This window comes from candidate division WOR-3 bacterium (genome assembly GCA_016867815.1).
GTDB lineage: Bacteria > Hydrothermota > Tepidihabitantia > Tepidihabitantales > Tepidihabitantaceae > UBA2258.
Genome location: VGIR01000010.1, coordinates 15,729 through 40,583 on the forward strand (window position 1 = coordinate 15,729; position 24,855 = coordinate 40,583).

General features: G+C 62.6%; 16 protein-coding genes. 2 read left to right on the plus strand and 14 right to left on the minus strand.

Features of this window, described 5'->3' with window-relative positions:
* Nucleotides 1-118: 118 nt before the first annotated feature.
* From FJY68_02790 to FJY68_02805, 4 genes are read right to left on the minus strand one after another with little or no spacing between them, the layout of a single operon-like run.
* Nucleotides 119-526, minus strand: coding sequence for a biopolymer transporter ExbD (locus tag FJY68_02790; protein ID MBM3330763.1), 408 nt, complete (start codon nt 524-526; stop codon nt 119-121).
* Nucleotides 523-1,248, minus strand: coding sequence for a hypothetical protein (locus tag FJY68_02795; GenBank protein ID MBM3330764.1), 726 nt, complete (start codon nt 1,246-1,248; stop codon nt 523-525). The genes FJY68_02790 and FJY68_02795 overlap by 4 nt, the downstream gene beginning before the upstream one ends.
* Before the next feature lie 3 nt (nt 1,249-1,251).
* Nucleotides 1,252-2,043: a tol-pal system protein YbgF gene (gene ybgF / locus FJY68_02800; protein ID MBM3330765.1), complete on the minus strand. Its 792-nt coding sequence runs from the start codon at nt 2,041-2,043 to the stop codon at nt 1,252-1,254.
* Between the two features lie 26 nt (nt 2,044-2,069).
* Nucleotides 2,070-2,558, minus strand: coding sequence for a hypothetical protein (locus FJY68_02805; GenBank protein MBM3330766.1), 489 nt, complete (start codon nt 2,556-2,558; stop codon nt 2,070-2,072).
* 252 nt (nt 2,559-2,810) lie between these two features.
* Here FJY68_02805 and FJY68_02810 point away from each other — a divergent pair, with 252 nt between their 5' ends.
* Together FJY68_02810 and FJY68_02815 are read left to right on the plus strand one after the other, a co-directional pair.
* The gene (locus FJY68_02810; GenBank protein ID MBM3330767.1) at nt 2,811-3,569 is read left to right on the plus strand and encodes a helix-turn-helix domain-containing protein; all 759 of its coding nucleotides are present in this window, start codon (nt 2,811-2,813) and stop codon (nt 3,567-3,569) included.
* Nucleotides 3,566-6,121: a M1 family metallopeptidase gene (locus FJY68_02815; protein MBM3330768.1), complete on the plus strand. Its 2,556-nt coding sequence runs from the start codon at nt 3,566-3,568 to the stop codon at nt 6,119-6,121. Before FJY68_02810 ends, FJY68_02815 begins: the two co-directional genes overlap by 4 nt.
* A gap of 1,190 nt (nt 6,122-7,311) precedes the next feature.
* Here FJY68_02815 and FJY68_02820 read toward each other — a convergent pair.
* The 10 genes from FJY68_02820 to FJY68_02865 all read right to left on the minus strand — a co-directional run bounded on the left by FJY68_02820 (nt 7,312) and on the right by FJY68_02865 (nt 23,799).
* Nucleotides 7,312-7,848 (minus strand): hypothetical protein, encoded by a 537-nt coding sequence (locus tag FJY68_02820; protein MBM3330769.1) that lies wholly within the window; start codon nt 7,846-7,848, stop codon nt 7,312-7,314.
* Nucleotides 7,849-7,922: 74 nt separating this feature from the next.
* On the minus strand, nt 7,923-9,083 hold the full coding sequence (locus FJY68_02825) for a hypothetical protein (protein ID MBM3330770.1): 1,161 nt from the start codon (nt 9,081-9,083) through the stop codon (nt 7,923-7,925).
* A gap of 58 nt (nt 9,084-9,141) precedes the next feature.
* Complete coding sequence (locus tag FJY68_02830) at nt 9,142-10,050, minus strand: hypothetical protein (protein ID MBM3330771.1); 909 nt, start codon at nt 10,048-10,050, stop codon at nt 9,142-9,144.
* A gap of 27 nt (nt 10,051-10,077) precedes the next feature.
* Nucleotides 10,078-10,980 (minus strand): DUF4384 domain-containing protein, encoded by a 903-nt coding sequence (locus FJY68_02835; protein MBM3330772.1) that lies wholly within the window; start codon nt 10,978-10,980, stop codon nt 10,078-10,080.
* Between the two features lie 171 nt (nt 10,981-11,151).
* Complete coding sequence (locus FJY68_02840) at nt 11,152-13,026, minus strand: redoxin domain-containing protein (protein ID MBM3330773.1); 1,875 nt, start codon at nt 13,024-13,026, stop codon at nt 11,152-11,154.
* Nucleotides 13,027-13,112: 86 nt separating this feature from the next.
* The gene (locus FJY68_02845; GenBank protein ID MBM3330774.1) at nt 13,113-15,743 is read right to left on the minus strand and encodes a CHAT domain-containing protein; all 2,631 of its coding nucleotides are present in this window, start codon (nt 15,741-15,743) and stop codon (nt 13,113-13,115) included.
* Between the two features lie 91 nt (nt 15,744-15,834).
* On the minus strand, nt 15,835-17,880 hold the full coding sequence (locus FJY68_02850) for a hypothetical protein (GenBank protein ID MBM3330775.1): 2,046 nt from the start codon (nt 17,878-17,880) through the stop codon (nt 15,835-15,837).
* A gap of 114 nt (nt 17,881-17,994) precedes the next feature.
* Nucleotides 17,995-20,250 carry a hypothetical protein gene (locus FJY68_02855; protein ID MBM3330776.1) on the minus strand — a complete coding sequence of 752 codons (2,256 nt, stop codon included), beginning with the start codon at nt 20,248-20,250 and terminating at the stop codon, nt 17,995-17,997.
* Between the two features lie 142 nt (nt 20,251-20,392).
* Nucleotides 20,393-22,624 (minus strand): hypothetical protein, encoded by a 2,232-nt coding sequence (locus tag FJY68_02860; protein MBM3330777.1) that lies wholly within the window; start codon nt 22,622-22,624, stop codon nt 20,393-20,395.
* The gene (locus FJY68_02865; protein MBM3330778.1) at nt 22,621-23,799 is read right to left on the minus strand and encodes a PEGA domain-containing protein; all 1,179 of its coding nucleotides are present in this window, start codon (nt 23,797-23,799) and stop codon (nt 22,621-22,623) included. The genes FJY68_02860 and FJY68_02865 overlap by 4 nt, the downstream gene beginning before the upstream one ends.
* Nucleotides 23,800-24,855 lie beyond the last annotated feature (1,056 nt).

A 24,855-nucleotide genomic window follows, 5' to 3' on the forward strand; every position in this document is an offset into this window, starting at 1 on the left:
AAGGTAGTGCGCTCCCGGCGCGTGGGCATTTCCTCTTTCGTTGGGCGTTAGGAATTGGGGATTGGTAATTCCTCTGCGTGCCTGACGCGAACTGGCCTCAGCCAGCATGGCAGACTCTCTACTTCGGCAGCGCCACAAGCCCGATGTTGGTGATTCCCTGTTCCCGGATATCTCCCAGGACCAGCATGATGGTTCCGTAGTCGACGTTCTTGTCCGCCCGCAGGTAGGCGCGGTCGTAGCTGCCGCGTCCGAGCTGGTCGGCGAGGGCCTTGGCGAACCCGGCAACAGTAGTCGACTTCTTGGCAACGAGTATCTGGCCTCCGGCCTGAATGCTTATCTCAATGCCTTCCTTCGTCTGGGGCTGGACCGATGATGTCCGGGGCAGTTCCAGGTCAACGCCCTGGTTCCGGCTGAACGCGGTCGAGACGCCGGCGATGAGGAAGATGACCATGAGCGTGAAGCTCACGTCCGCGAGTGACGTGACGTTCATCTCGGCGAGGAACTTGAGCTTGCGCTCCTTCTTCACGTCCGGTTCCGCTCCTCAATCTGGGTCCCGACAATCTCCCGTCGCATGATGCCGGTCAGCTCGGACGCGAACCGCTCCATCTCGGACTCGAGGTCGCGCGCCTTGCCCACGAAGTAGTTGTAGAACAGCGCGGCAGGAATCGCCACCAGGAGGCCCATGACCGTTGTTACCAGCGCGTCGGAGATGCCCGGCGCGATTGTCTGGAGCGTTGGTATCTGGGTGCCGCGCAGGCCGAGGAACGTGACGAGCACGCCCTGGACCGTGCCGAGCAGGCCGAGGAACGGCGCGACCATGGTCGTTATCGAGAGGAACGCCAGCGAGCTCTGCAACCTGTCCGACTCCTTGGACGCCGCACGCTCGACGGCCTCGGTGATGTTAGGTATGAGCTGCTGCAGCAGTTCTGACCCGCCCTCGATCTTGCCGAAGTCCGCGCGCAGGGCGTCCAACTCCTTGACCCCGGCGAGCAGGAGGGCAGAGAGCGGCGCATGCCTGAGCTCCTTGGCGACCCTCTCGTAGTCGCCCAGCCGCGTGCGGTAGCCGAAAACCGTCAGAAACTGCCTGGTCTGCCGCATCGCCCGGCCGAGCGTCCGGAGCTTACGGAGAATAATCGCCCAACACACGATGGACATCAGCACGAGCGCGATGATTATCAGCTGGGCGAAGATGCCGGCGTGGATAAACGGCCCGAGAAAACCGCCGCCTGGGGCCGCGGCCGGCGTCATCTTCTACTGCCCCAGGGTCTGCAGACGTTCCTGTGCGAGCTTGGCCTCATTCGATCCGGGATACTCCTTCACGACCCGGCGGAGCTGGTTTGTTGCGGCGGCTTTCCGGTTCTGGGCCAGGTAGACAAGTCCCAGTTTGTATTCGGCAGCCGGGACCTTGTTCCCCTTCGGGAAGTCGGCCATCACCTGCCTGAAGCCGGCCTCGGCGCTGTCAAGTTTGCCCAGCGAGTAGAAACTCTCGCCAATCCAGTACTGGGCGTTGTCGGCATTGTCACTGCCGGAAGCCGACGCGAGGTAGCGCCTGAACTCTCCGATTGCCACATCATACTTACCACGCGTGAAGTCGAGATATGCCGTGTTGTAGAGCTGGTCCGCGGCTAGCCCGGCGGTATCAGGCACCGGCCTGGCCGCGGCGGATTTCGCTGAGTCAGGTCGGGCGGCGGACAGTGAGTCCGGGGCGGTTGGCGTGATGTCGCCGCGTCCCGCGCCGACCCGGCGGCTGATCCGATCCAGCCGGTCGCCCAGGTCCACTACCCGCGCGTCCAGCTGGTCGATCCGGCCGTCGATGTTCTCCAGTTCGGTGAGCACACCGGCCCGCAGCCTGGCTATCTCCTGTTCCTGGCGCTGCTGCGTCTGTTCGACGCGCATCAGCCGCACGGACATCGAATCAAGCACCTGGCCGCGACGCACGAACTCCCGCTGGAGCCCGCAGCCGGAGCACAAAACGGCAGCCAGCAGACCCGCCGCTGCTGCCGTGCCGAAGCCGGCTGCGCGCTTGAGCCTACTGGCCGCCATCAATCATCTGATCGCTGGTATCGTCCCTACTCGACCACCTCGAACTCGCAACGCCGGTTCATTTCGAACTGGGCCGGTTCCTGGGTTACGAGCTTCTCCTCACCGAAGCTGATGGTAGAGAACATATTCATGTCCGCACCGAGCTTGACGAGGTAGGCTTTGGCCGCTTCTGCGCGGCGCATGCCGAGCGCCATGTTGTACTCGGAAGTACCGATCGGGTCGCAGTAGCCTTCGATGCTGACCTGCTCGTCGGGGAAGCTCCGCAGCTGGTCCCAGTTGCTCTGGAGAATCGTCTCGTCTCCCGGCCTGACATCCGACTTGTCGAAGTCGAAGTGAATCGGGGCGAGTTCCCCCTCGAATCTCGGGGGTTCGGGGGGCGTGTCGGCAAGCGTGTCCGGTGGCGGCGGCACCGGCACCGGCTCCGTCGGCGTGACGCACTTCTTCGGGCAGCCGACCATGGTCAGCACGAGCAGCATGCCCAAGGTCACGGTCAGGAGCTTGGCTGGGGTCTTCATCTACGTTCCTCCTTGGCTATCATCACTGACATTACCTGCAGATTCGTCAAGATGCGGCCGCTCTCGCCGGCCGATCCGACCTGTCGTAACAAATGCTATGAAGTAAAATACTGCCGCTCTCACCGAGTGTCAAGAGAAGTCTTGGTTACTTCCCTCCCGGGGTGGAGAAGATACGCCGGGACAGGCGTCATCACCGGCTGTTGACTCGCGGCGGCGCTTTCCTAGTATCTACCCCGAAATGGATACCTGCTGATGGGCCGGAAAGTCAGGCCGGCAATGCATGGTCTCGACGCCCTGGGCGCGCGGCTCAAGCAGATTCGGTTACAGTCAGGCCGCTCGCAGATGATGCTGGCCAAGTTGATCGGCTTCGACCCGGCGCACGGCTACAAGTACATCCTGCGCCTCGAAAAGGGACAGGTGCCCAACCCCACTCTGCGGACGATAGCAGCCTGCCTCGAGGCCTGCGGAGCGCAGTGGCAGGCCATCGTCGACGTCCTGCCCGACACCGGCGCCGTCTCTGCTCCGCCCTCTCCTAAATCGTCAATCGACAACCGCAAATCGGAAATCCCCTTGCCCGCTGCATCTTCTCCTCAATCGTCAATCGACAATCGCAAGTCGGAAATCCCTTCGGCCGTCCCCGAACCCTCCCCGGCAGCGCCGCGGCGGCGTGACCACCGCCCCCTGCGCGAACAACTCCGTGCCCGCCGCATCGAACAGCGGGACCTCCGCACGCGCCGGTTCTGGTCCGGGGTCAAACAGGTAGACGAAGCTACTGCCGCCCTGCTCCGCTCCTTGCGCGTTCCCTCCCGCCTGCACCGCTCCTACCTTGCCTTCGCTCGCTCCTGCTGCTCCACCAGCGATGCACTCGAGGCGGCCCGCCCCGAGGTGGCCGAGCGCGCGCTGGCCAGGTTGATTCCGCCGGCAGTTGCCCAGGGGCTCGACCGCGGGATACTGGCGCAGATACAGTCTGCCTGCGCCCAGGTCTTCCACCCACAATCCAGCGTCGGATGAAGCGGCACTCTCTCCTGCCGCTGCTGCTCCTGGCCGCCATAGGAGCGCACGCACAGCCGGTTGAATACACCATCTCCGCGCGACTCGACGCCGCCGCCGGCCTGATCAGCGGCAGCCAGACGGTTCACTATCGCAACCTCACTCCGGACACGCTCGGCTCGCTCTGGCTGCACCTCTATCCGAACGCCTTCCGCGACCGCACCACGACCTATGCCCGGGAACTGGAAACGATGGGCCGATTCGACTTCTCGCTTTCCCGCCCCTGTGACCGCGGGTGGATTGCGGTCGACTCGGCGGAATCAGGCGGCCGGGTGTCCCTGTTGTCGGAAGCGGAAGACGAACTCGGGCTCTTCCTGGACCCGCCGCTCGCACCGGGCGAATCGCTGACAATCAGGCTGGAGTTTCGCACCCAGGTCCCGGTGCGGCTCGGGGAACCTGCCCGCAACGGCCGGAGCTTCGTACTCGCTCACTGGTACCCGCAGGTCGCCGCCCGCACTACGGCCACGGGCTGGCTCACCGGCGGATACCACGTCTTCGGCCACTCCCCGTCCGCCTTCGGCAACTACCATGTGACGCTCGACGTACCCGCGGACCTCCACTTCGCCGCTCCCGGCGCCGTATCCGATTCCCCGGTACCCGGGACCGGGCGCACGGTCTACCGGGTCGATGCGACGAACCTCTCCGACTTGGCGGTGGCGGCCGCGCCGGGGATGAAGAGGATGTCCCGCTCCCTGGCCGGCACCGACATCACGGTCCTGGCCCGCAGCTTCGCGAACGCCGAGTGGTTCGGTGCTCTCTTGACTACCGCCGACATGCTGCGACGTATGCAACAGTGGAACGGTCCCTTCCCCTTCGATGGCCTCACGATCGTGGACGGGTCAGGAATCGTCTCCCAGGACGCATCCTACCCCGGACTCATCGTCATGGCCACGCGGCCGATTCCCTACACGCGGCTGTTCGAGCAGGCGCTGGCGCGACAGGTCGCCCTGCAATGGTCCGCCTGTGCGACCGGCGCCGAAGAACTGAGCGACCCCGGTATCGCGCAAGGCCTGGCCTCGTACTCGGAGATGCGCTACCTGGACGAGAAGTACGGCCGAACCAGCCTGCTGTCGAACCGGCTGCTCAGCTGGGCGCTTAAGGGACTGAACAGCGAGTACTACCACAAGCTCTACTACTACCTCGGCGCATCGAACAGAGTGCTCTGCACCGACCCGGCCGAATGCCGCGACCAGGTCGGGTACGTGGCGGCCGAGCAGGCACGACCCGCGTTGCTCCTGCGCGCCGAGGAACGCAGGACAGGGCAGGCGGCCTTTGACAGCCTGATGCGCAACTGGATCGATTCCCAGGCGGGCGCGCACCCGGTCAGGTCCGACTTCGCGGCGCACTTCCCGACTGTCCACGCCCAACTCACCGGCGCGGTCTCGGCAGATGACATCCTGCCGACCCGGCTCCAGAGCCGCCGCGTCCAGGTGCGGCCTATCTTCGCCCTGCCCAGCTTCACCGACTACCAGATCTTCTACGGCCCGTGGATCTGGGCCGACTACTACCACGGGCTCGAACTCGGGATCGGGATCCAGGGACGCCAGTTCCTGGACGGCGGCCCGCTGCGGGGGCGGCACCAATGGTCGGCAAGCGAGGTCTATAGCTTCGCCATCCGCGACACGCACTCCAGCTTCAGCTACCAGACTCCGCTCACGTTCATCAACGACCGGCTGCGCGCCTACGTCGCGCTTGACTACTCAACTATCGACAACGGGGCCAAGCTCTTCTTCACCCAGGAACTGGGACCCGTGTTCCGGCAGCCGAAGACAACAATCGACTTCGGGTACCGCATCCTCAACATCAAGAAACTCGACCTGCGTGACACCGTCGCGTGGGAACTCGCCCGAACCGCGGACGTCCGGCTCCGCATGGCCCAGACCTACGAATCCCGGCTTCTCCTGGGCGGGGTTCAGGCCTACGTCCGCGGCGGTGACAGGGCGCTCGGCAGCAACTACAGCTACGTGCGGGCCGGACTGGAGCAGTCCCACACCTACCGTGGCCTCAGGCCGGTCGACCTCTCAATAAGGCTGTTCGGGGGCTACATCTGGGGCGACGTCCCCAGGCAGGACGAATTCTACCTTTCCGGCGGCCTGACCAGCAACTCATCCGAGCCGGTCAGCTGGGCCTACGAAGACTGGACGTCCGGCCAGGCCCACTGGCACTACGACGCGGATGCCAACGTTCGCGGCTATGCCCGACAGTATCCGTTCGACACTACCGGCGGGTACAAACACGGCCGCGCCGCCTACGGCATCAACCTTGAAGCAGCTCTCGCCAAGCTCGGCATTCTCTCCTTCCATCCCTTCTTCGACCTCGGTAACGTCAAAGAAGAGGGCATGCCCACAAATGAGTTCCTGCGCCCGCGCATGGACGCCGGCGTCAGGCTCAAACTCGGACCGGTCTACGCCGACTTCCCCATCTGGCGCTACTGGCCCGTGACCGGTGGCCACCAGTTCGCCTTTCGCTGGATGCTCGGCTTCAAGATGGGCGGCATCCTCGGCGGCACCTGACGCGAAACCACGAGACCAGTGCGGCCGGCAGGTTTCCTGCCGGCCGCTTCTCCAAGCCGCCGGACCTCAGCCGTCAGCGGCCTTACGGCGCGACCGGGGCGACGACGTTGAAGACGTCGGTACGGATGCCCTGCAGCACGGCCTCGGTCAGGCCGCGCCAAGTCGGCCGTCATCTCCCGCTGGCAAGCGTCAGGCGAAGATGCACAAGACACCTCAGAGCGTTGCCGGGGTCTGCCCTTCTTCGTCTAGTCCTCCTTCAGGGTCACGGTCTGCGCGTAGTGCGTCTCCTGTCTTCCGCCCTGCACCTTGCCCCTTGCTTCCAGCCGGCCCTTTCCTCGTTCCTCTCGTCGTAGCTTGCGCCGTGGCTGTCGTCGTAGCCTGCGCCGTGTCTCGGGCTGTATCTTCACCCGTGCCTCTTCCCGTATCTCGCCCTGGACCTCGGCCTTGACCTCAACCTGTTCCTCGCCCCTGACCGGTCGCCGCTCCGGGACAGATTCCTGCCGTCGTAGCAGTCGCCGTAGCTTTGGCCGTTCCGCGGGCTGTGGCGCCGGTCATGCCGGTCGCTGTTCCTCAGGAGTGAGCTTAAGCTGTTCTAGGGGCCGCAATCCCCCAGCGACCCCTACCCTTGCTTGCTCAAGCCTACTCCGGCCCCAAACCAGCTGATAACACGGACGTTATGACCGAACTGCGCGCCTAGCTGAAGCCCGGTTCTTTCAACGCCCCTGCACCTGCTTCACACTCCATGGGCAGTCTGACCCTTTGCGCCGAGACAGAGGTAAGCTGTCGGCTGTCCGTCCCCGCCGCCTTGTTTTCGAGGCCTGCAAGCCTGGAATCGCGCAATGGCACAGAGGAACCGTTGGCACCACGGTCATGTCGGTTCACCCCAAGCCCCGTCCGCGAGGACGCAAGTCCGCACTGTCCGACAGGGGCCTTCGCGGCCAAGTCCGAATGACGCGCTGTTGGACAGGGGCCGCTGAGGCCAATGTCCAGCCGCACGCGCACCTGTCACCCCTTTGGGGTGAAACCCGCCGCAAGCATCAAGCTAGCCCAAGCTCAAGCCGGCTGACAGCCAGCGGCCAACAGCTTACAGCTAACTGCCGACTGCTCACTGCCCCTGCCCCCTGCTTCCGGCGTAGTGCGTACAGCATCAAGCGGATGACGTATGGCGTGTCGCGTAGGGCGTACGGCACCTATCTCATCTTCTGCACGAGCATTTCCGTCGCCTGCTCCAACGCGTACTGGGCCGCGGCGATGGCAGATACGGGGTTGGTGCCGCGGGCGCTGCCGCTGTAGACCGTGGTTGACGAATTCACGTCGAGTATGTCCACAGTTGCCGTGACGATGGACGCCTGGTCAGTGTTCAGCTCGGCAAGGCAGACGAGATCTGCCGCCAGTTCCTTGCCGATGGCCCGCGCCTTCGCCCGTGAGACCGTGCCCTGCTGCCCAAACCCGTGCAGGCTGACCGCCCGATCAATCGTGGTCTTGTCCGTCGCCCGGAGTTTGCCGGTCTCCATCAGCCGGCGTGTCAGGAAACCGTAGACCTGGTCCCATTCAGGAGCGTCCAACCCGACCCCGGAACTTCGCACCAGCAACGGCATGACCGCGACTGTGTAGGTCCGCCTGACGTCGAAACCCGAGTCCATGGCCGAGTGGCCGACGTATTTCTGCGAGCACGAGCCGATCAGGATGCAGAAAGCAGGCAGCAGGACGCATATAGCGCGGTGCATCCAGCGTCCGGCGTCTGGCGTGTTGCATCGCGCGTAAGGCGTAGAGCGTAATGCTCCTCGTCTCATCCTTCCTCCTACTTCGTTCCGGGTGCCTGCAGGCCCCGCTCGGCGGTCGGCACAGTCACTCCCGGCAGCGCGAAGTTGACCTGGTTCTTGAAGAACCCGACAACGTCGATCGCAGCCAACTCCGGTATCTTCTCACAGTAGTCCAGCGTGGCATCGGCGAGTTCGTCCGCTGCGCCCTTGAACGTCAGGTCGAACTGGCTGTAGTCCTTGGTTGACACCACTTCCATTTCGCCTCCGAACCGCGCGTCCGCTTTGAGCGCCTCCTTCAGCTTGCGCAGTAACTTGTACGAACTGGTGCCGTAGAACCTGAGCAGGTAGGGTTTGCCGTTGAGCAACCAGTCGCCGAGCTTCTGGTTCATCTGGTAGAGCAGCTTGTCTCCGGCCTGCTGCATCGCCTTGTCCATCGCGCCCCGGGCGGCGTCGCCGCTGGAGAACTCGGTCGCGGGCTCGCCCTTGGCAACGGCCGCTCCCATGCCTTCAGCGGTGTAGGTGTCGTAGGCCTTGATGTCAACCGTCGCCTCGGCGGAGACAATCCCGCCCACGCCCATGTCCCGCTCCGGGACCACGACCCGCGACAGCTCCCAGAACACGGGGACGTTGGCGTCCACCGCCATCTGCTGCGCCACGGTCAGCGGCTGAGTCGTGTCCGGGAACAGCTTCCGCGCCTCTTCCTTCAGCCGGTCGAAGACCGAGCGCTCGACATAGCGAAGCCGGTTGCGCGACAGGAACTCGTTGGCGCGGTCGTAGGCGTAGTCGTAGTTCTCGACCGCCCTGGGCGTCGTAACGCTGCGGAAGTCATACCAGACCATGATCCGAAACCCGCCCAGGCCGCTCTGCAGGCTCTTGGCATCGGCCGCCAGCGGTGACTTGGAGACGTTCGCCCGGATCTGCACTTCGAAGCGGTCGGCAAGCGGGGTTTCCTCAATCACCTCGTAGTTCGCTATGTACCCGCTCGCCCGGCTCTGCACGATGTCCTTGATGACCATGTAGTCCTGCATCTCGGTCACGCCGACAACCGCCGCCCCCAGCGCCTGCTCGACCGCGCTGCGTTTGGCGTCTTCGATCGCCTGAGTCCGGTCCGGCCCTGTTCCCTTCACCTCGACCGGTACCAGGTCCTGCGCCAGCGCCAGGCAGGCGAGCGTCATCAGGCAAAACAACAGCTTTCTCATTCCACTCTCCTTCTTTCACTCCTGCGTGAAGCGTAGTGCGTACAGCGTCTGGCGTCCTCTACAGGAACAACGACACCGTCTTGCCGACCTTGAAGATGATATCCAGCGCCCGGTCCAGCCAGCTCACCTTCTTCACATCCTCGCGCGCGACCACCCAGCCCTTTTCCGCCGCCTCGAGCACCTTGATGACCGTGGGATTCGTCAGCAGTTCCTTGTCGTTGAGGATGTCGGTCATGCTCTTGACGTACTGGAATTTCTTGAATGCCTCCGGCCCCAGCAGCTTGTACTGCTTGGCCATGTCCAGAAGCACGCCCCCGGTAGAGTCAAGCAGAGTCGGGAACATCTGCGGTTCAGTCTTGACCCCGCTCAGGTCAAACACGACACCGGACAGGCTCTGGGCTCGCACCAGATCATCGTCGCTCAACGTTCCTTTGGCGGTGACCGGCTGCGGCTGGCCGTGGAGCTTGTCGGCAATCGGAGGCGCGATCCCGCCCGCATCATACATCGGCACCTCCATCGTCACCTCGACTCGGCCGTCCTGGGTCTCGCGCGGCTCACCGACCACGGTGGCGCCCTTGATCACGCCGTCAATCCTCGTGTACACGTAGTCACCCTTGACCATCAGGTCCTGAACCTTGGTCTCCGAGACAACGCGCACGCCCTTCACGGTTTCCAGCAGATTCCGCTGGGCGTCTACCTTGGCGCCCCGAATCGCCATCGCCAGGGCCTGCGCCCTGGGCTTGGCCGGGTCGATCACGCTCATGCCGGTGGCCTGGATCTTCTGGTAAGACCAGTCAACCTGTCCCGGTCCGACCGGCTGCACGACCGGCGTGGAAATGGGACCTCCGCCCACCGGGGCTGCAGCCGGGGCCTGCCCTACCGGCACCGGTGCCACGCCGACCGAAGGCGTCGTCTGCACGAACGGCGCCAACAGCGCCAGCAGAACTACTGCGGATACACCAACCATCTGACCTCCTTTGGATTAGCGGCCATTCTACTCAACTATCCGGAAAGGGAAGAACTCGGAACCCCAGTTGTCGTCACCCAGGGCTTCGATCTTCTCGACCATCCGGTCCTGCATCTGCTTGTCCACGATGTACTTCTCAGACGCCACGAACTCCGAACCCAGCTCCTGCCGTGCCGCGATGGCCTTGACCCAATTGTAGCCGCCCGGTGCACGCGCTTCGAACGGTCCGAGCGTGAACGTACCTGCCCCGGTCTTCGCGCTCTGCCCCTTCTGCGGGGAAAGCGCCGTCATGATCTTGTTGTCACCGTCCCAGCCGAGTATGTAGAGGAAACACGGTTGCTTGACCTCGACCCTCAGTTCCACCCCGTCGCCGACGGCAATCTCGCCGTTTGCCGGCACGACACCGCCTGATCCTGCCTCGACCATACTCACGCTGCCGATCGCATCCCAGGCACCGCGGGCGTTCAGAAAGTCAAGCAGCTGGCTCGACATCTCGGTCGGAAGCAGGGCCTTCTCATCCTTCTGCCACCGCGCATACTCACCAACAGCGCGGCATCCGCAAGCCACGGCCACGTCCGCGCCGGCGCGGGGTACCGCCCGCAATGAGACGACCTCCAGCGACCGGCTCTCCTCATCCAGATCATAGGTCGCCACGATTGCCCATTGCGCCTGGAAGTGCTCAAGCACCTTGACCGGATCGGGCCGGTTGACCATGTACTTCATCTCTTCGTAGAAGGCCTTGGACCCGGCCTGCCTTTCGATCAACCTCAACCGCGTCCCACCTCTGGCCTTGAGCGCCGCCCCGAACCTCTCTGCCAGATAAGCACCCAGGCGTGACTCATGCTGGCTGGCGACCGGCGTGAAGTTCAGAACCACGACGCTGGCCGTATCCGGCAAACGGCTCATCACCTGCCGTGCCATCTCGACCATGCCTGCCTCCAACGTGCACGTCGGCCCCGGAGCCGCGCCGGGACCCGATCGTACTGCCGCCCTCGGAGCGCAGAGTATCAAGGCACTCGCCAAGGCTGCCAGACAGGCAGTAGCTGCTCCCCGTCGCACGCTGGACCACAGGACCACTCGACCACTAGACCACTTCACGTGTCACCTCAGCCTCAGGACTTCGCGAGTGGACGATCCGCGAACCACCGGCGTCTGGTCCCGATTATGCAGCCGGCCCGCCAGGTAGGAGACGTTGTCGCCAACGTACTTCTGCAACTCGGCCACGGTAACTACCTTGTCTCTGTCCGCGTCGGCCTTGCCCCTGAGCCCATCCAGCAGGTAGTAGGTGAACAGGCTGTGCCGCTTCTCCGGGTACCATGACGACACCTGGCTGCCCGATGACGACGCCATGAGAACAACGTTGTCCGGCACTTCCTTCGCTTCCGGCTCGACGGCGACGACCAGCGGCGAGGCGTTCTGAATCAGCATCCCCTTCTCGAAAGCGCCCGAGAAACACGCCTCCAGCACGACCGTCATGCTCCGGGCCGGAACCTTGGACAGATTGTCATAGAACGTGCTGAGCGGGTAGCCCTGAAACTCGACGTAGGACGGGTTGGCATCCGCCGGCACGAGGTAGGCTTCCTTCGTCTTCAGGTCCGGCGCGCCGTGCCCGGTATAGTAAACGAACACGTCCGACTTGCCCGGTTTCACCCACTTGAACAACTGGGCTTCCGGCTTGCCCCGAACCCCGAATACCATCTCCAGGTCAGCCTTGGTGGGATTCTCCAGGTAGATGATGTTCCGCTCGTCATACCCGAACGCCCTGACCAGATACTCCTTCACGGCCCGCCCGTCTTCCGCCGCGAACTCCACACCGGGCACGTCCTGGTATTGACTGACGCTGATGACCACTCCCACCGCGTCCGGCGCAGGTGGGGCGCCGACAAGCCCGATTGTGAGGCTGTCCGGCGCCGGGGCCGCTGTCTGGCTCTTAGGCGGTCCGGGTGTCGGCGCTGTGGCGACCGGAGCCGGCGCCGCGTACTGCACCGCCGGAAGGCCGGGAAGCAGCCGGCGGAACTCGGCCTCGATCTGCCGCTCTTCACCGGGCTTGAAACCGAGGTGGGTGTACGTGATGTCTCCGTCCTCGTTCCCAACCAGGAACGCGGTCGGGCAGACGCTGACCTTGTACTTCTGACTGACCTTGGCCTCAGGGTCCAGCAGCACGTAGAAAGGCCACTTCCGGCCGCGGGCCAGGGCCTTGACTGCTCCCGCATCACCTGGGCCGTCGGTCGAGATGGCAACGACCCGTGCCCCGTGGTCACGGAACGCGTCATGCAGAGGCGACAGGGCGTCCAGCGCGGCGATGCCGCCCGAGTCGGTCGTGTTCCAGAACACTATGAGCAGCAGGCTCTGCTTGAGCAGGTCGCGCATCTCGACCATGATGCCGTTCACGTCCCTCAGAAAGAAGTCCTCAGCCTCGGTCACCAGGGTGGAGTCCGCCACCAGCCCGCGGTTGGTGCGTACGAGCCCGGGCAAGGCCTCGCGCAGCTCCTCCTCTACCTTCTGCAGGTCGGCGGGCTTGAAGCCGACGACGCAGTGGAGAATCTCTCCGTCCTTGTTGCCGATGAGGTAAGCGGTCGGGATCGACCGAACCAGGTACTTGTTCATGGTCTGCTTCTGCTGGTCGAGCAGCACGAGGAAGGGCCACTGCTTCTCGCGCGCCAGTGCCTTGACCCTTGCCTCATCTGTCGCGCCATCGGTCGAGATGGCTACGACCTGGGCGCCGTTGTCCCGGTAGGTGTTGTGCAACGACGCGACTGCGTCCAGCTCGGCGATGCCCGCCGCGCTTTGCAGGTTCCAGAACACCACATAGGCCAGCCCTTGGTCGAGATAGTCATCCAGGCTTACCACCGCGCCGTTGAGATCCTTCAGCCGGAAATCCTCAGCCTCGGTCAGACGCGGCTCCGCCGGCTGTGCGAACGCGGTGCCGACAACCAGCAGTGACGCCAACAGAACCAAGTGCCGAAAACGACTCATTCGCGCTCCTTTCTCATCGCCGCTGACCTAGCGCCACATTCAGAACTCATCATTCAGCGTTCTCCCCACTCCGCGCTCATCACTTCCTATCGCACCTTCCCCAGCCTTATCTCCCTCGCGGGCCTCAAGACCGGCACCTGCACCTCGTTCGTCGCGTCGGAGACGTTCTTCCTTACATAGTTGTACAGCTCGGTCGTGGTTACCCAGCCGTCGCCGTTCGCATCTGCCTTGCCCTTCAGGCCGAGGAGCGTGTAGTACGTGAAATACCCATGCTGTGCTTTCTCGAACTCCTTCGAAGGCTGGTTGCCTTCGGCAGCGGCAAAGGTTATCGCCTTGGTCTCCGGCACCTCCGCTACCACCAACGGACGGGAGGCCAGTTGCACTGTGCGCCCTTCACCTGAGTAGCAGGCGTCGATGAAAACGACCACCGTATCATCCGGGTTGGCGCCGAGTTCGGCCAAGTCAGAAACAGGTATCAACGTTGACTTCAACTCCGGGTCGCCGTCGTAAGGCAGGACGCAGACGCCGCCGTTGCGGGGATTCTCCGGGTCAGGCACGCCGTGCCCGGCAAAGTAGATGACCTTGAACCCGTGCTTCTTCTTCAGCCAGTCAGTCAGCTTCGCTCGCAGTACGCTTCCCGTCGCGCGCTCGTCGAAGAGCGACTCGACCTTGCCGATGCCCATGGCTCGGCTTGCATACTGAGTGAATGCTGACGCGTCACTTCGGGCGTACTTCGGTGCTGTCACGCTCAGGTACTTGGAGAGCCCGACCACCAAGGCATTTCCGGTTGGCCGCGAGATTCCGAACTCGGGGACTCCGTGGTCTACGTCCTCGACGACCTCAACCTGCGTCGCCGTCTTCTCTGCCGGGACCAGATTCAGCGTCAGTTCCGGTACTTCTGTTGGCGAGTAGCCGCGCCCCTCTTTCACTACGACCCGCAGCTTTGCCTGCCTGCGCTCAAGGTCGGTCGGCATCAGCAGGCTGAACGTCGCGGTCTTGCTCTCGCCCGGCTTGATGTCTTCGAGGTTCCTCTCGCTACCCCACTGCCGGGTCAGATACTCGTCGCCTTCAAGCACAACGCGCACCCACTTGGCAACACCCTTGCCATTGTTCGTCACCGTTACCTTCACACCCTCCTCACGTCCGCCGACGATTGTGTTGTTGCCGTCCAAAGGCGCGGCATCCAGGGCTAAGCTCGGCGGAGCTTCGCCTGCCGGCAGCGGGCCGGTTTCGTACGTACCGGTGCCTCCGCGAATTCGAATGAAGCTGATTGACTTTTCCGCGGACTTGCCTACCCAGTCGGTCACGGTGACCCCAACTGTATTGTCACCCATCAAGAGGGGAAGCGTGAAATCGCGCTCCGTCTCAGTCCGCTCGGAGAACTGCTCAGCGTCGTGTTCCTTGCCGTTCAGATAGAGCTTCATCCCGTCCAGCTTGCGGTCGTCTGAGAACCGCACCTTCAGCTTGACCGCCTCCGTGTTGACCGTACCGCCGGATGACGAAAGCGTAATCTGTGGTTTCGCCTTGTCCCAACCAAGGAAGTACTGCCTAACGTACTGCTGGGCCCCTGCCGCAGAAGTGACCGACTGCGATACTCGCTCACCGGTGTTCAGATTGAGAATGGTGACCGCGCCCGCAGCAAAGCTAGCTTGGTAGTCAGCATGTTCCAACGGGGTAACCGCAATCCAGTCTGGCAGCCCCTGCGAAGGAACCGCGCTGAGTGCGACTTTGACCATTCCGACGGATGGTGCCGTTCGCATCGCGAGTGCTGCTCGCTCTTGGCGCGACTCACCCCATTCGGTCTTGTAGTCACAGACAACTTCCAGAGTCAAGTTGCCTCGCGGGAGGTCACCCAAGACCGCGATAGGGGAAGTGACCGACCTGGTCGCGCCTTCAGTGACGTTGCCGATGACGCCAACCGGGCTGACGCCCACAAGTGCGCCTGCCTCACCACTGAGTCTGGTAGTAACAACCACGTCTCTTGCTGGGCCATCACCCAAGTTGCGGATGAGCAGTGCGATTGCACTACGTTCATCTCCTGTGAGCACACCATTTCCATCTTCGTCCTGCAGCTGCGCTGCTACGTCCAAACGAGCCCCGCGGGAACGACGGTAGCCTATCGGACCAAGGTATCTGAGCGCTCCGAGCGAGAACCCAGCGTAGAAAGCGCTTCCGGGAGTCTGACCACTTCGCAAGCTCCAGGCATGCCCCACCTCAACGCCAAGGCTTATGTACCAATTCAGCCGCATCTCCACCCCGGCCGTCAGTTCACTGGAGGGCAGCAGCTCGCCCAGACTGATCGGCAAGATTGAGTATCGGAGATACGCATTCGGCCCGCCTACGGGCGATGCATTTCCGATGAAGCCGGGTTCTACCCAGTGAATCCAGGGAATCCACCACAGGTGCAGCATCGGCCCGCCAGCCTGAAAGACGGTTTCGTCCGCTGTGACAGGCATCACACCGCCGAAGCCGGTGAGTCCAATTCCAAACCCGTACGGTTGTGGTAGGCCAACGTTCAGGCTCAAGCATTCCAGCGTGGCATTATAGCCTACCGAACCCTTAACCAGGCTGAGGTCGTACCAGCCTTTGGTCAGCACCTTACCGACGTCCGCCCCGTCGGCATGCCCCAGCAGGAGCGCACACAACGCCGGTGCCAACCATCCGATCCGCATATCTCGTCGCCGCATCCGAGTATCTCTCACCTGTAGAGAAGACATCTAGCTTTCGGGGAAATGGCTAAGGATTGCACGCTCAAAGTGACCTCGCCCTTGAGACGATACCGATTGCCGAGTCTTGTATGCGGGAAGCTCATCTAACCCTCGCCAATCGCACGTCGGCCCTCGCTCCGGTCGGTTGTGGGAGAAGTTGCGGCGACTGAATATACCCCAGCCGTTGCGACTCGTCAGCAACCTTCGGCTTGGCGTAGCTGTAAAGCTCAACGAGCGTGACCCAGCCGTCACGGTCGGCATCAGCTTCGCCGCGAAGGCCTTTGAGCAGGAAGTAAGTAAAGAGGCCATGCCGTTTTGCATCGAAGTCCTGGCTTATCTCGTTGCCTGCCGAAGCGGCAAGGACTGCCACGTTGCCGAGCTTCTGCGTTTCCTTCTCAAGGTCAACCGCCACGAGCGGCCGCTTGCCCTGCTCCATCACGGAGCGTCCACCCGCGCCGGAGAAGCAGGCATCCAAGGCAACAACAACCTGGTCCGTCGGCAACGAGGCAAGGCTCGAATACAACCGGGACAGCGGGTACAGCTTGGAGATGAAACCCGGCTCGCCGTCGTAGGGCACGATGTACGCCTCGCCTTTGTCCGGGCTGGGCGTGCCGTGCCCGGCGAAGTAGACGAACACGAACGAGCCCTTGCGTACGTTCCTCGCCAGCCACTCCTCGCAGTATGCGGTCAGGTCGCTTAGTGCTGCGCCGTCATCGACCAGCAGCTTGATGTTGCCTTCTTTGAACCCGCAGACGCTCGTAAGGTAGTCCTTCATCGCCTCGGCGTCCTTCCGCGCATAGGTGACCTTGGGCAGGGCCTGCGACCGATAGCCGCTGATCCCGACAACCACGGCGTACGCATCGTCGCGCTTGAACGACGAAGGCTCCAGCGGCGCGTCCACGTCAACTAAGGTCGAAACGACCTGGGTCTCGCGCGTCACCTTGGCCGGCTGCATGGCGACAATCAGCTCCTTCTCTTCCAGGGCATCAAACCCGTTCGCCTCCGACACGTGGATGATGATGTTGCCATTGTCTGCATCAATCCGATTGGGCAGCGTCGCGTCGAACTTCGCTTCCTTTGTCTCGCCCGGTCCAATGTCGCCAATGGTTCGGCTCGTGCCCAGGTACTGCAGCGCCTTACTCGTGCCTGTCAGCCTGGCTGCCACACCCTCAGCCACACCATCACCGAGATTGGCCACTTCCGCGGTCAGAATAACACGCTCCCCTCCTGAGAGCATGCCGTCTCCGTCGGTATCGGTGACCTTGGCGCGACACGTGAGGCGCGGCTGTTGCCGGCCGACGAGGTCACGACCGGCTGCGATTGCAGAGAGCGTGACCTTGTCGCACGCGAGTTGCGCCTTAAGCTGGTCCATCCCCCGTGCGAAGAGCGTGTTCCAGGCTGACCTGGCCCCCGACGGGGAATAGCCGCCGCTGACAACCGGGTCTGAGGAGTACTTGGCTATCTGTTTCCCTTCCTTGTCAGAAATGACCATGTCGGCATGTGCTCTCGCGTTCACTCTGCCGATGGGAAGCAAACTTGCGGACAGGGTGGTAAGCAGCCCCGCCCCGAAAATGGTCCAGCCTGTTCTCGCCAGCTCGGTGTTTCCAGAATTCGAGGCATTTAGACCTATGACCTCGCCTATGACGAATGTTGGCAACCCGACGCCGACCCCCAACAGGAGCGGTCCTGTCGGGTTCCAGCGGTAATCCAGACCTGAGATACCGACCTTGACCGACAGGGCCTGACCGGAGTCTACGGCATTGACAAAGACGGTAGACGACAAGTCCGCAGCTATCGCCCGCTTGACGCTGGTCATGTCGAGCCCGTTGGCCTGTGCTTTCAGCGCGGCTGTCTGAGCGGCCCTGTCTTCCTCCTCCCACCAGCGCGGCCTGCCCGCGCCGGGACTGGTCAGTTCCACGTCTATCGAAGTGGGCGCCGTGACAGCCAAGCCAGGGACCGGAGATGGCGTGTACCGGACGACATGCAAACTCGGCCCGCAGCCCGCGAGCAACACGGCAAGCAACCCGCCGAAAACTGCGGCAAGGCGATACGGCGCGATCGCCTTCGACACTCGACTCTTCAGACAGCAATCACTAGTCATGTTCTCCGCTCTGCCAGTTAAATCGGTGAGATGCGCGCCGACCATCGGATGCAAAGGTACAGAAGGCAGGAAAGAGTCTGCTCACCTCTGCCTCGCCAGCACCCAGGTCTCTCCCGCAAGATGCGAGGGAATCTTGGCGGACTTGGCGTTCTTGGCGGTTCACTTGAGCCTTGCCAGGGCGCGGTTCTCGTCCCCCGAGAACGTTGGCGTCTGAATCCGGTTGTGCAGACGCTGCGCCCAGTAGGAGACGTTCTCGGAAAGATACAGCTTCATCTCGCCCATGGTGATGGTCTTGTCGCCGTTCTTGTCGGCTGCGCCCTGAAGCCCTTTCAGGAACCAGTAGGTGAAAAGGCTGTGCTTCTTGTCCGCGTACCAGGAAGAGACTTGATCGCCTGAAGCCGAGGCCATGATGACGCCGTCGGGCAATTTGCCCTTCTCGTCCGCCACCTTGGGCACCAAGGGCGAGGCTTGCTGGACGATCAGGCCCTGGTCGTAGGCACCGGAGAAGCAAGCATCGAGCACGACCGTGACGCTCTTCGCCGGTATCTGGGCCAGGTTCTCGAAGAACGTGCTCAGAGGGTAGCCCTGCAGGTTGATGTACGACGGGTCAGCGTCGGCAGGGACCAGGAACGCCTCTCTTGTCTTCAAATCCGGCGCACCGTGACCGGTGTAGTAGACAAACACGTCCGACTCGCCCTTGCGCACATAGTTGTAGAGCTGGCCCTGAGCATTGCCCTTGATGCCGAAGACCCGCTCGAAGTCAGCTTTGCTCGGGTTGCGGAGCGATATGAAGTTCTCTTCCTTGAACCCAAGCGTCTTCAGCAGGTATTGCCGCAGTACGGCCGCGTCCCGCGCCGCGTAGTCAACCCTCGGCACCTTGTCGTACTCATACCCGGCCACGATGACCGCCACGGCATTGGCATTTACCGCCGCGCCAAAGGGCACGGCTACGTCCACGTCCGCTGTCAGCTCGGGCAGAGGCTGAGCTTCGGACTTCTGCTCAGTTGCCGGCATGGCGACTGAGATCTCATCCGGCCGCTTCATCTGCTTGTTCAGACTCAGACTGATGGTGTCGGTACGGCTGAACCGCGGTCTGCGTTCGGTGATGGCGACCGGCAGGTCGAATGACTGCTTTTCAATCCGCTTGTTCACGTATACCGGGACCACAACCTTCTTCCAGTCGCCCGCAGCTATGGAGCCGACAGCGGTATCGCTGGTGCCGACGAGCATCACGTTCTTGTCCGACGGCTCGCGGAATGTCACACGCACGTCATCGGCGTTGCCCGTGCCCTTGTTCTGGACAATCGCGGCCAGCTCGAAGGTCTCACCGGGCTCGATGGTGCCGTTCGAGTTGCCCATGCTCTGGCCCTCTTCGTCGTCGTCCACGCCGGTCTGGGCAACGACAAGGTCCGGCGGGGAGAGACGCCGGGTCGAGAACGAAAGCACCTTCGCGTCGGCATCGGCACCGAAGTACGGCTCCTTCACGTCAATCCGCAGCTTCACGGTCTGTGTCTCAACCTGCTCACCGGCGCTGACGGGTATCCGTACGGTCACGCTGTCGCCCTTCTTGACTGTCGGCACCTTAGTCTCGGCCTGACATTTGAGGTCAGCGTAGTTCTCCATCGGGGCTACATAAACGGTCAGATCCTGCGCATCGCCCTTGCCGCGGTTCTTGACGGCCAGAGTTATCTCGCCCGTCTCCATGGCGTCGAGCACACCATCTGCCTCCCGGTCGGCGAACGACGTCCTAGTCGCCTCCAGAAATGGCGGCAGGCCGGTGGACAGCTCCTCGGTAATAGGTTCCGGTTTCGTGTCCGGCGCAAGTGCAGGGCCCGCGACCGGCCCATTGACCCCGCCGGTCGAGGTCGAATCAGGAGGGACCGACCTCTTGACCGCTTTGGGTCTCGTGAACCGATAGGCAAGGCCGAATTGGGCTGACGGATTATAGAAACTGGCAAGGCCGATCGCAAAGACGTTCTCTGCACCCAATGTCACACTCACTCGGTCGGACAGGCGTATTGGGTAGGTCAGGCCTATCAAGGCAAGTAAGGAGTTTGTGACCGTGTCGCCCTGGACACTCGGAACGTAGCCATAACCAAACCCAGCTTCAACAACGCTAAATCGTGCCTTGGCCAGGCCGCCGGGCATGACGAAGGACATAGTCTGGTTGCCTCTGTGGACCGCGACCGGCGAGCAGAAACCGGCAAGGCCGAATCCGAGCTGCCCCCAGTACCAAGTAGGCCCGGCTGAAAGCCCGAAGCCCATCCTTTCCCAGCCATTCCAGCTAGCGTAGCCGATGCTGCCCTCAAATAAGAAGTCGGCTGCTGGGGCCGCGCTTGTCAACAGAGCAAGGCCGATCGTCCACACGTAGCGCAGGCGCACTCGAACCTTGGCTCGCACGCTTATTGAGGTCACTTGAACCTCAGGATCTCGCCCGCCGCGTTACCCCGGATTTCGGGAACCTGTTCGCGCCCGAACAGGGCGCGGGCGACGAGCGGAACCGAAGGCGGCGACGCTGAGTGCTGAACTATGCATGACGGACACGGAGTGCTGTCGCTCACTTCACCTTCAGGAGTACGGCGTCTGCGCTGCCCCGGAACTCGGGCGTCTGTTCGCGATTGTACACGTGTCTTGCAATCGGCGGGACCTGGTTGCGGACGTAGGCGCCTACTTCGCCCAGAGTGATAGAACCGTCCTTGTTCGAGTCCGCGTCGCCCTTCAGGCCCTTCAGGAACCAGTACGTAAACAGGCTGTGTTTCTTCTCAGGATACCAGGAGGCAATCTGGCTGCCTGTCGCCGCGGTCATGACGGTCGCGTTCTGGGGCAATTCTTCTGCAACCGGTGCAATCACCAGCGGGCTGGCGTCGCGCAGGAGAGTGCTGACCTTGCCGGCGACGTCCGGCGTCTCGCCCGTGAAGCAGGCGTCAAGCACAACCGTGACACTCCGCGCCGGCATCTTGCCCAGGTTTGCGTAGAACGCATCCAGCGGGTAGCCGTTGATTTCGATGTAGTCCGGGCTCGCGTCCGCCGGCACAAGATAGCCCTTCTTCTCCTTGATCGACGGCGCGCCGTGTCCGACGTAGTAGACAAACACATCGCACTGGCCCGGCTTCCGAGATACCAGGTTGAAGAGCTGGCCTTCGGGGTTCCCGGCAGTGCCAAATGTGCGCTCCAGATCGCCTTTGGAGGGATCGGCCAACGCGATGACGTTGGCATCCTGAAACCCGAATGCCTCGACCAGATACCGGCGCATCGCCTCAGCGTCCTGCCGCGCATACTCCACGGCGGCAACGCTGCGGTACTTCGAGACGCCGACGACAACCGCGAACGCGTCCGGATTCGCGGGGCCCCTCGGGATGTCGACCAGAAGGCTGTCGGTCAGCGACGGGGGCGTTGCCGGTGTGGCCACGCCGGGTCTGGCTTTTGGCTGGACCGCCACCTCGGTTGGCGCCTGAACCTTGGTGTTCATCGGAATCTTCACAGACGCACCGCGGCTGAACTTCGGCCTCTGCTCGGCAATGCTCAGCGCGAGCTTCACCGTATCCTCCCGGAACCGCGCATTGACGAAGACAGGGTACTTCAGCGTGCGCCACTCACCGGCCGGAATATCTCCCAGGTTCATTTCCGACTGTGGAGACTGGTAGAGCACGTTCTGGTCGGACGGAGTGACCGTAACGCGCACGCCATACGCAGTGCCGATTCCGCGGTTCTGCACAATCGTGGTCACTTCCACTTGTTCGTTGATTTCGAGCTGGCCGTTGCCATTGCCCTGCGCCCACTCGCTCTCGGACTCGTTGTCAGTGATGGCGATATCGTACACGACCAGGTCCGGTGGCTCGATACTTCGAGCGACTATGTTGATAACGCTGGGAAACGCATCGGCACCGAACACTGGCTCTATGACCGACACGCGAAAGCGAATCTCCTGGTCTGGGACATCCTCGCTCGCCACTATCCTGACCTTCACGCGTGCGGTCTCCTGCGGCGCGATTGCAGGAACGATGACGTCTGCGCCAATGCTCACACCCTCGATGGTAGATATCGCTTCGGTTCGGACGCGCAGGCTATCCGCCCTGCCCTTGCCGGAGTTCGCAACGGCGACCACGATGAAGGCTTGCTCACCTGCGTCCAGCGCTTGATTCCGCCGGCCCGCTTCCTCGAAAGCCAGTTTGGTCTCAAGCCGAGGAGGGAATGAAGGCTTGGGTCCAGACCTCAGGGGAGCGTTTGCCACCTGCTCATCGGCCTTCCTGGATGGGATAGGAGCCGGGGGTTCCGGTCTGACGGCCTTCCTCGGCCTGGTCATACGATAGACAAGGCCAAGCCGCGCCGACGGATCATAGAAGCTGGCAAGCTTCAGCGGAAAGACGTTCTCGGCATCCAACTTCAAGCTCACCCGGTCAGTCAGTCGAATGGGGATGGTCAAACCAGCGGCCAGCAGCGGCGAACCAGTGCCGAAGTAGTAGCCATCTGCCTCGGTCGTGAATCCCGGTATGTACCCGTACCCGGCACCGACCTTGAAAACGCTGTACCGTACATGGGCCATGCCTCCGAAGTTCCAGAACGCCATGGACTCTCCATTCTTGGCAACCTTGGACTGCCCGAGCAGGAAGTCAACTCCCAGCCCGAACTGACCGAAGGTAAACGACGGCCCACCCGAGGCGGCGATCGAGTACCCGCCCCAGCCGTTCCAGTTCGCATAGCCGCCGCCAAAACCGGCACCGATGTCCACGTCAGCAGCCAAGCCGCACCCGAGCACTAGCAGCATCAGATAGACAGCCTTGGTCTTCATCTCGCCACCTGAATGACGCGCAGACCCGTTAGGTTGTCAGCCACGTAAACGAAGCTGCCTGATACCGCCACGCCGTGGGCAGTGCCCGGCGTTTCGCAGTACCCGGCCTCATACGGACTCTGCGGATTGCTCACGTCGATGACGCGCAGGCCTGCTTCGCCGTCCGCCACATACGCAAAGCCGCCAGACACCGCCACGCCGTAGGCAGTGCCCGGCGTGTCACAGTACCCGGCCTCATAGGGGTTCTGCGGATTGCTCACGTCGATGACGCGCAGACCCAAACCGCCGTCCGCCACATAGGCAAAGTTGCCGGATGCTGCCACTCCCCGGGCATTGCCCGGCGTGTCGCAGTGCCCGGCCTCATGGGGGCTCTGCGGATTGCTCACATCTATGACGCGAAGTCCCTCTGCATCATCCGCCACGTAGGCGAAGTTGCCCGACATCGTCACGCCAGAAGCATAGCCCGGTGTGTCGCAGTACCCGACCTCAGAGGGGCTCGGCGAACTACTCACGTCGATGACGCGCAGACCTCCAGCATAGTCCGCTACGCATACAATGCTGCCAGACACCGCCACCCCCGCGGCGTAGCCCGGCGTATCACAGTACCCAGCTTCATAGGGGCCATGCGGATTGCCCACGTCGATGACGCGTAGACCCCGAGTATTGTCCGCCACATAGGCAAAGCTGCCAGACACTGCCACTCCCCGAGCATTGCCCGGCGTAATGCAGCACCCGATCTCATAGGGGCTCTGCGAACTACTCACGTCGATGACACGCAGGTCCACAGCAGAGTTCGCTACGTAGGCAAAGCTGCCAGACACCGCCACTCCGCGGGCATTGCCCAGTGTGTCACAGAATCCGACCTCGCGCGGCAGAAGGGGACACGCGACGGCAACCGTCTGACCAGCAACGACCGACACCGTTTCGCCCCAATCGAGCTTGCCTGCGAGCTTCAGGGTCAATTGGTGGTCGCCGACAGGCACACTATCGAGACTACAATCGGTGGTCTCGCCAGTGCCGACCGCGTCGAGCCAGACTACCGCGCCGGTTGGGGTTGAGCTGACTTGGATTGAGCCGCGCCCGATGGCTCGGATGCTCTCGGGCGTGAGTCCGTTCTTGCAGCCGCAGAGGGATAGGACAAGGCAAAGCGTAACGAGCAGAACGCATCCGGTCAAGCTAACAACGGGCGACCGCAGGGAGGATAGTGCTGAACGATGGGTACTGAACAATGAACGATTAACTTGGCGGCGAGCCGGCGATGGTGAGCGACGAACGGCTGTCCGTCTACAACAAACTACCTGCGTACCAGGACTGAGTTCGGTCAACAAACCTCCCAAGACTCGTAAGAACCCCTTTGACCGTGGCGACGCAAGCGCTCCCGCGCGTCCGACTACACGACGGCAACCCGATCGGATTGAGCGGCTTTGGGCCGGCTCGGTCGAGAGTATTATAGCTGCCTGCGTACGTAGTCAAGGACGGCGTTGACCCCAGAACTGACACTAAGCCACGAAACAGACGAAACGAATGGGTGCAGGGAACTCCGGGGCCGTTTGACCCCGCTTTCACGTCTTCGTGGCTGTCGAAATCGGAATCAAGGTCGACGCCGGGGGCGCTGAGGGTCACTTCCACGTGCTGCGGCGGGGCTAGGCGGCGACTGGAGATCCCCGGACGAAGCGAGAAGTTAGAAGCTAGAAGCTCGAGCTGGGTCGAAAGGCAAGAGCCAAAACAGCTGATTCGGTAGTTCAGAATCCAGGGTCCAGAAACCAGAGTGCAGAAAGTAGGAAGCCAGGACCGGCCAAGGCCGGAGGCGAGAAGCACACGGCTGGAGGTCAGAGGTAAGGACGGACGCGGGGCGGGAAGGGGAATCTCACGAATTCTACAACGCTGTAGAATGGCGCGGGAGCGGGCTCTTGGGCCTATGTGCTTGAGGGTTAAGGCGTTAGGCTTGAAGCCTACGAAATGACCCCTGCACCTGAGGGAGTATCCCGCGCGTCGTTTGCATAGTTGTTTCGTACATCGTTCCTCAGACAGTCGCGAACGCAGTCTCGGAAAGTCCTGCGTCCCTAGTCTCCAGAGCGGTCTGACCGGGAGTTCGAGGGATTGTGTGCCGGAGAGCAGGGGACTTAGTTTGCCGGTCTGCAGTCGGGGTTCCTCTCCACCGAATCCGGGCGCTTGCGGCCCGGACTGCCGCTGAGACAGCAGTCCAGATTGCGTGCGGGTCGGTCTCCCGA

Excerpts from the sequence above, each read along its gene's own strand:
- FJY68_02795 (MBM3330764.1), bottom strand. The coding sequence starts at position 1,248 with ATGACGCCGGCCGCGGCCCCAGGCGGCGGTTTTCTCGGGCCGTTTATC.
- ybgF (MBM3330765.1), bottom strand. The coding sequence starts at position 2,043 with ATGGCGGCCAGTAGGCTCAAGCGCGCAGCCGGCTTCGGCACGGCAGCA.
- FJY68_02805 (MBM3330766.1), bottom strand. The coding sequence starts at position 2,558 with ATGAAGACCCCAGCCAAGCTCCTGACCGTGACCTTGGGCATGCTGCTC.
- FJY68_02810 (MBM3330767.1), top strand. The coding sequence starts at position 2,811 with ATGGGCCGGAAAGTCAGGCCGGCAATGCATGGTCTCGACGCCCTGGGC.
- FJY68_02815 (MBM3330768.1), top strand. The coding sequence starts at position 3,566 with ATGAAGCGGCACTCTCTCCTGCCGCTGCTGCTCCTGGCCGCCATAGGA.
- FJY68_02820 (MBM3330769.1), bottom strand. The coding sequence starts at position 7,848 with ATGCACCGCGCTATATGCGTCCTGCTGCCTGCTTTCTGCATCCTGATC.
- FJY68_02825 (MBM3330770.1), bottom strand. The coding sequence starts at position 9,083 with ATGAGAAAGCTGTTGTTTTGCCTGATGACGCTCGCCTGCCTGGCGCTG.
- FJY68_02830 (MBM3330771.1), bottom strand. The coding sequence starts at position 10,050 with ATGGTTGGTGTATCCGCAGTAGTTCTGCTGGCGCTGTTGGCGCCGTTC.
- FJY68_02835 (MBM3330772.1), bottom strand. The coding sequence starts at position 10,980 with ATGGTCGAGATGGCACGGCAGGTGATGAGCCGTTTGCCGGATACGGCC.
- FJY68_02840 (MBM3330773.1), bottom strand. The coding sequence starts at position 13,026 with ATGAGTCGTTTTCGGCACTTGGTTCTGTTGGCGTCACTGCTGGTTGTC.
- FJY68_02845 (MBM3330774.1), bottom strand. The coding sequence starts at position 15,743 with ATGTCTTCTCTACAGGTGAGAGATACTCGGATGCGGCGACGAGATATG.
- FJY68_02850 (MBM3330775.1), bottom strand. The coding sequence starts at position 17,880 with ATGGTCGGCGCGCATCTCACCGATTTAACTGGCAGAGCGGAGAACATG.
- FJY68_02860 (MBM3330777.1), bottom strand. The coding sequence starts at position 22,624 with ATGAAGACCAAGGCTGTCTATCTGATGCTGCTAGTGCTCGGGTGCGGC.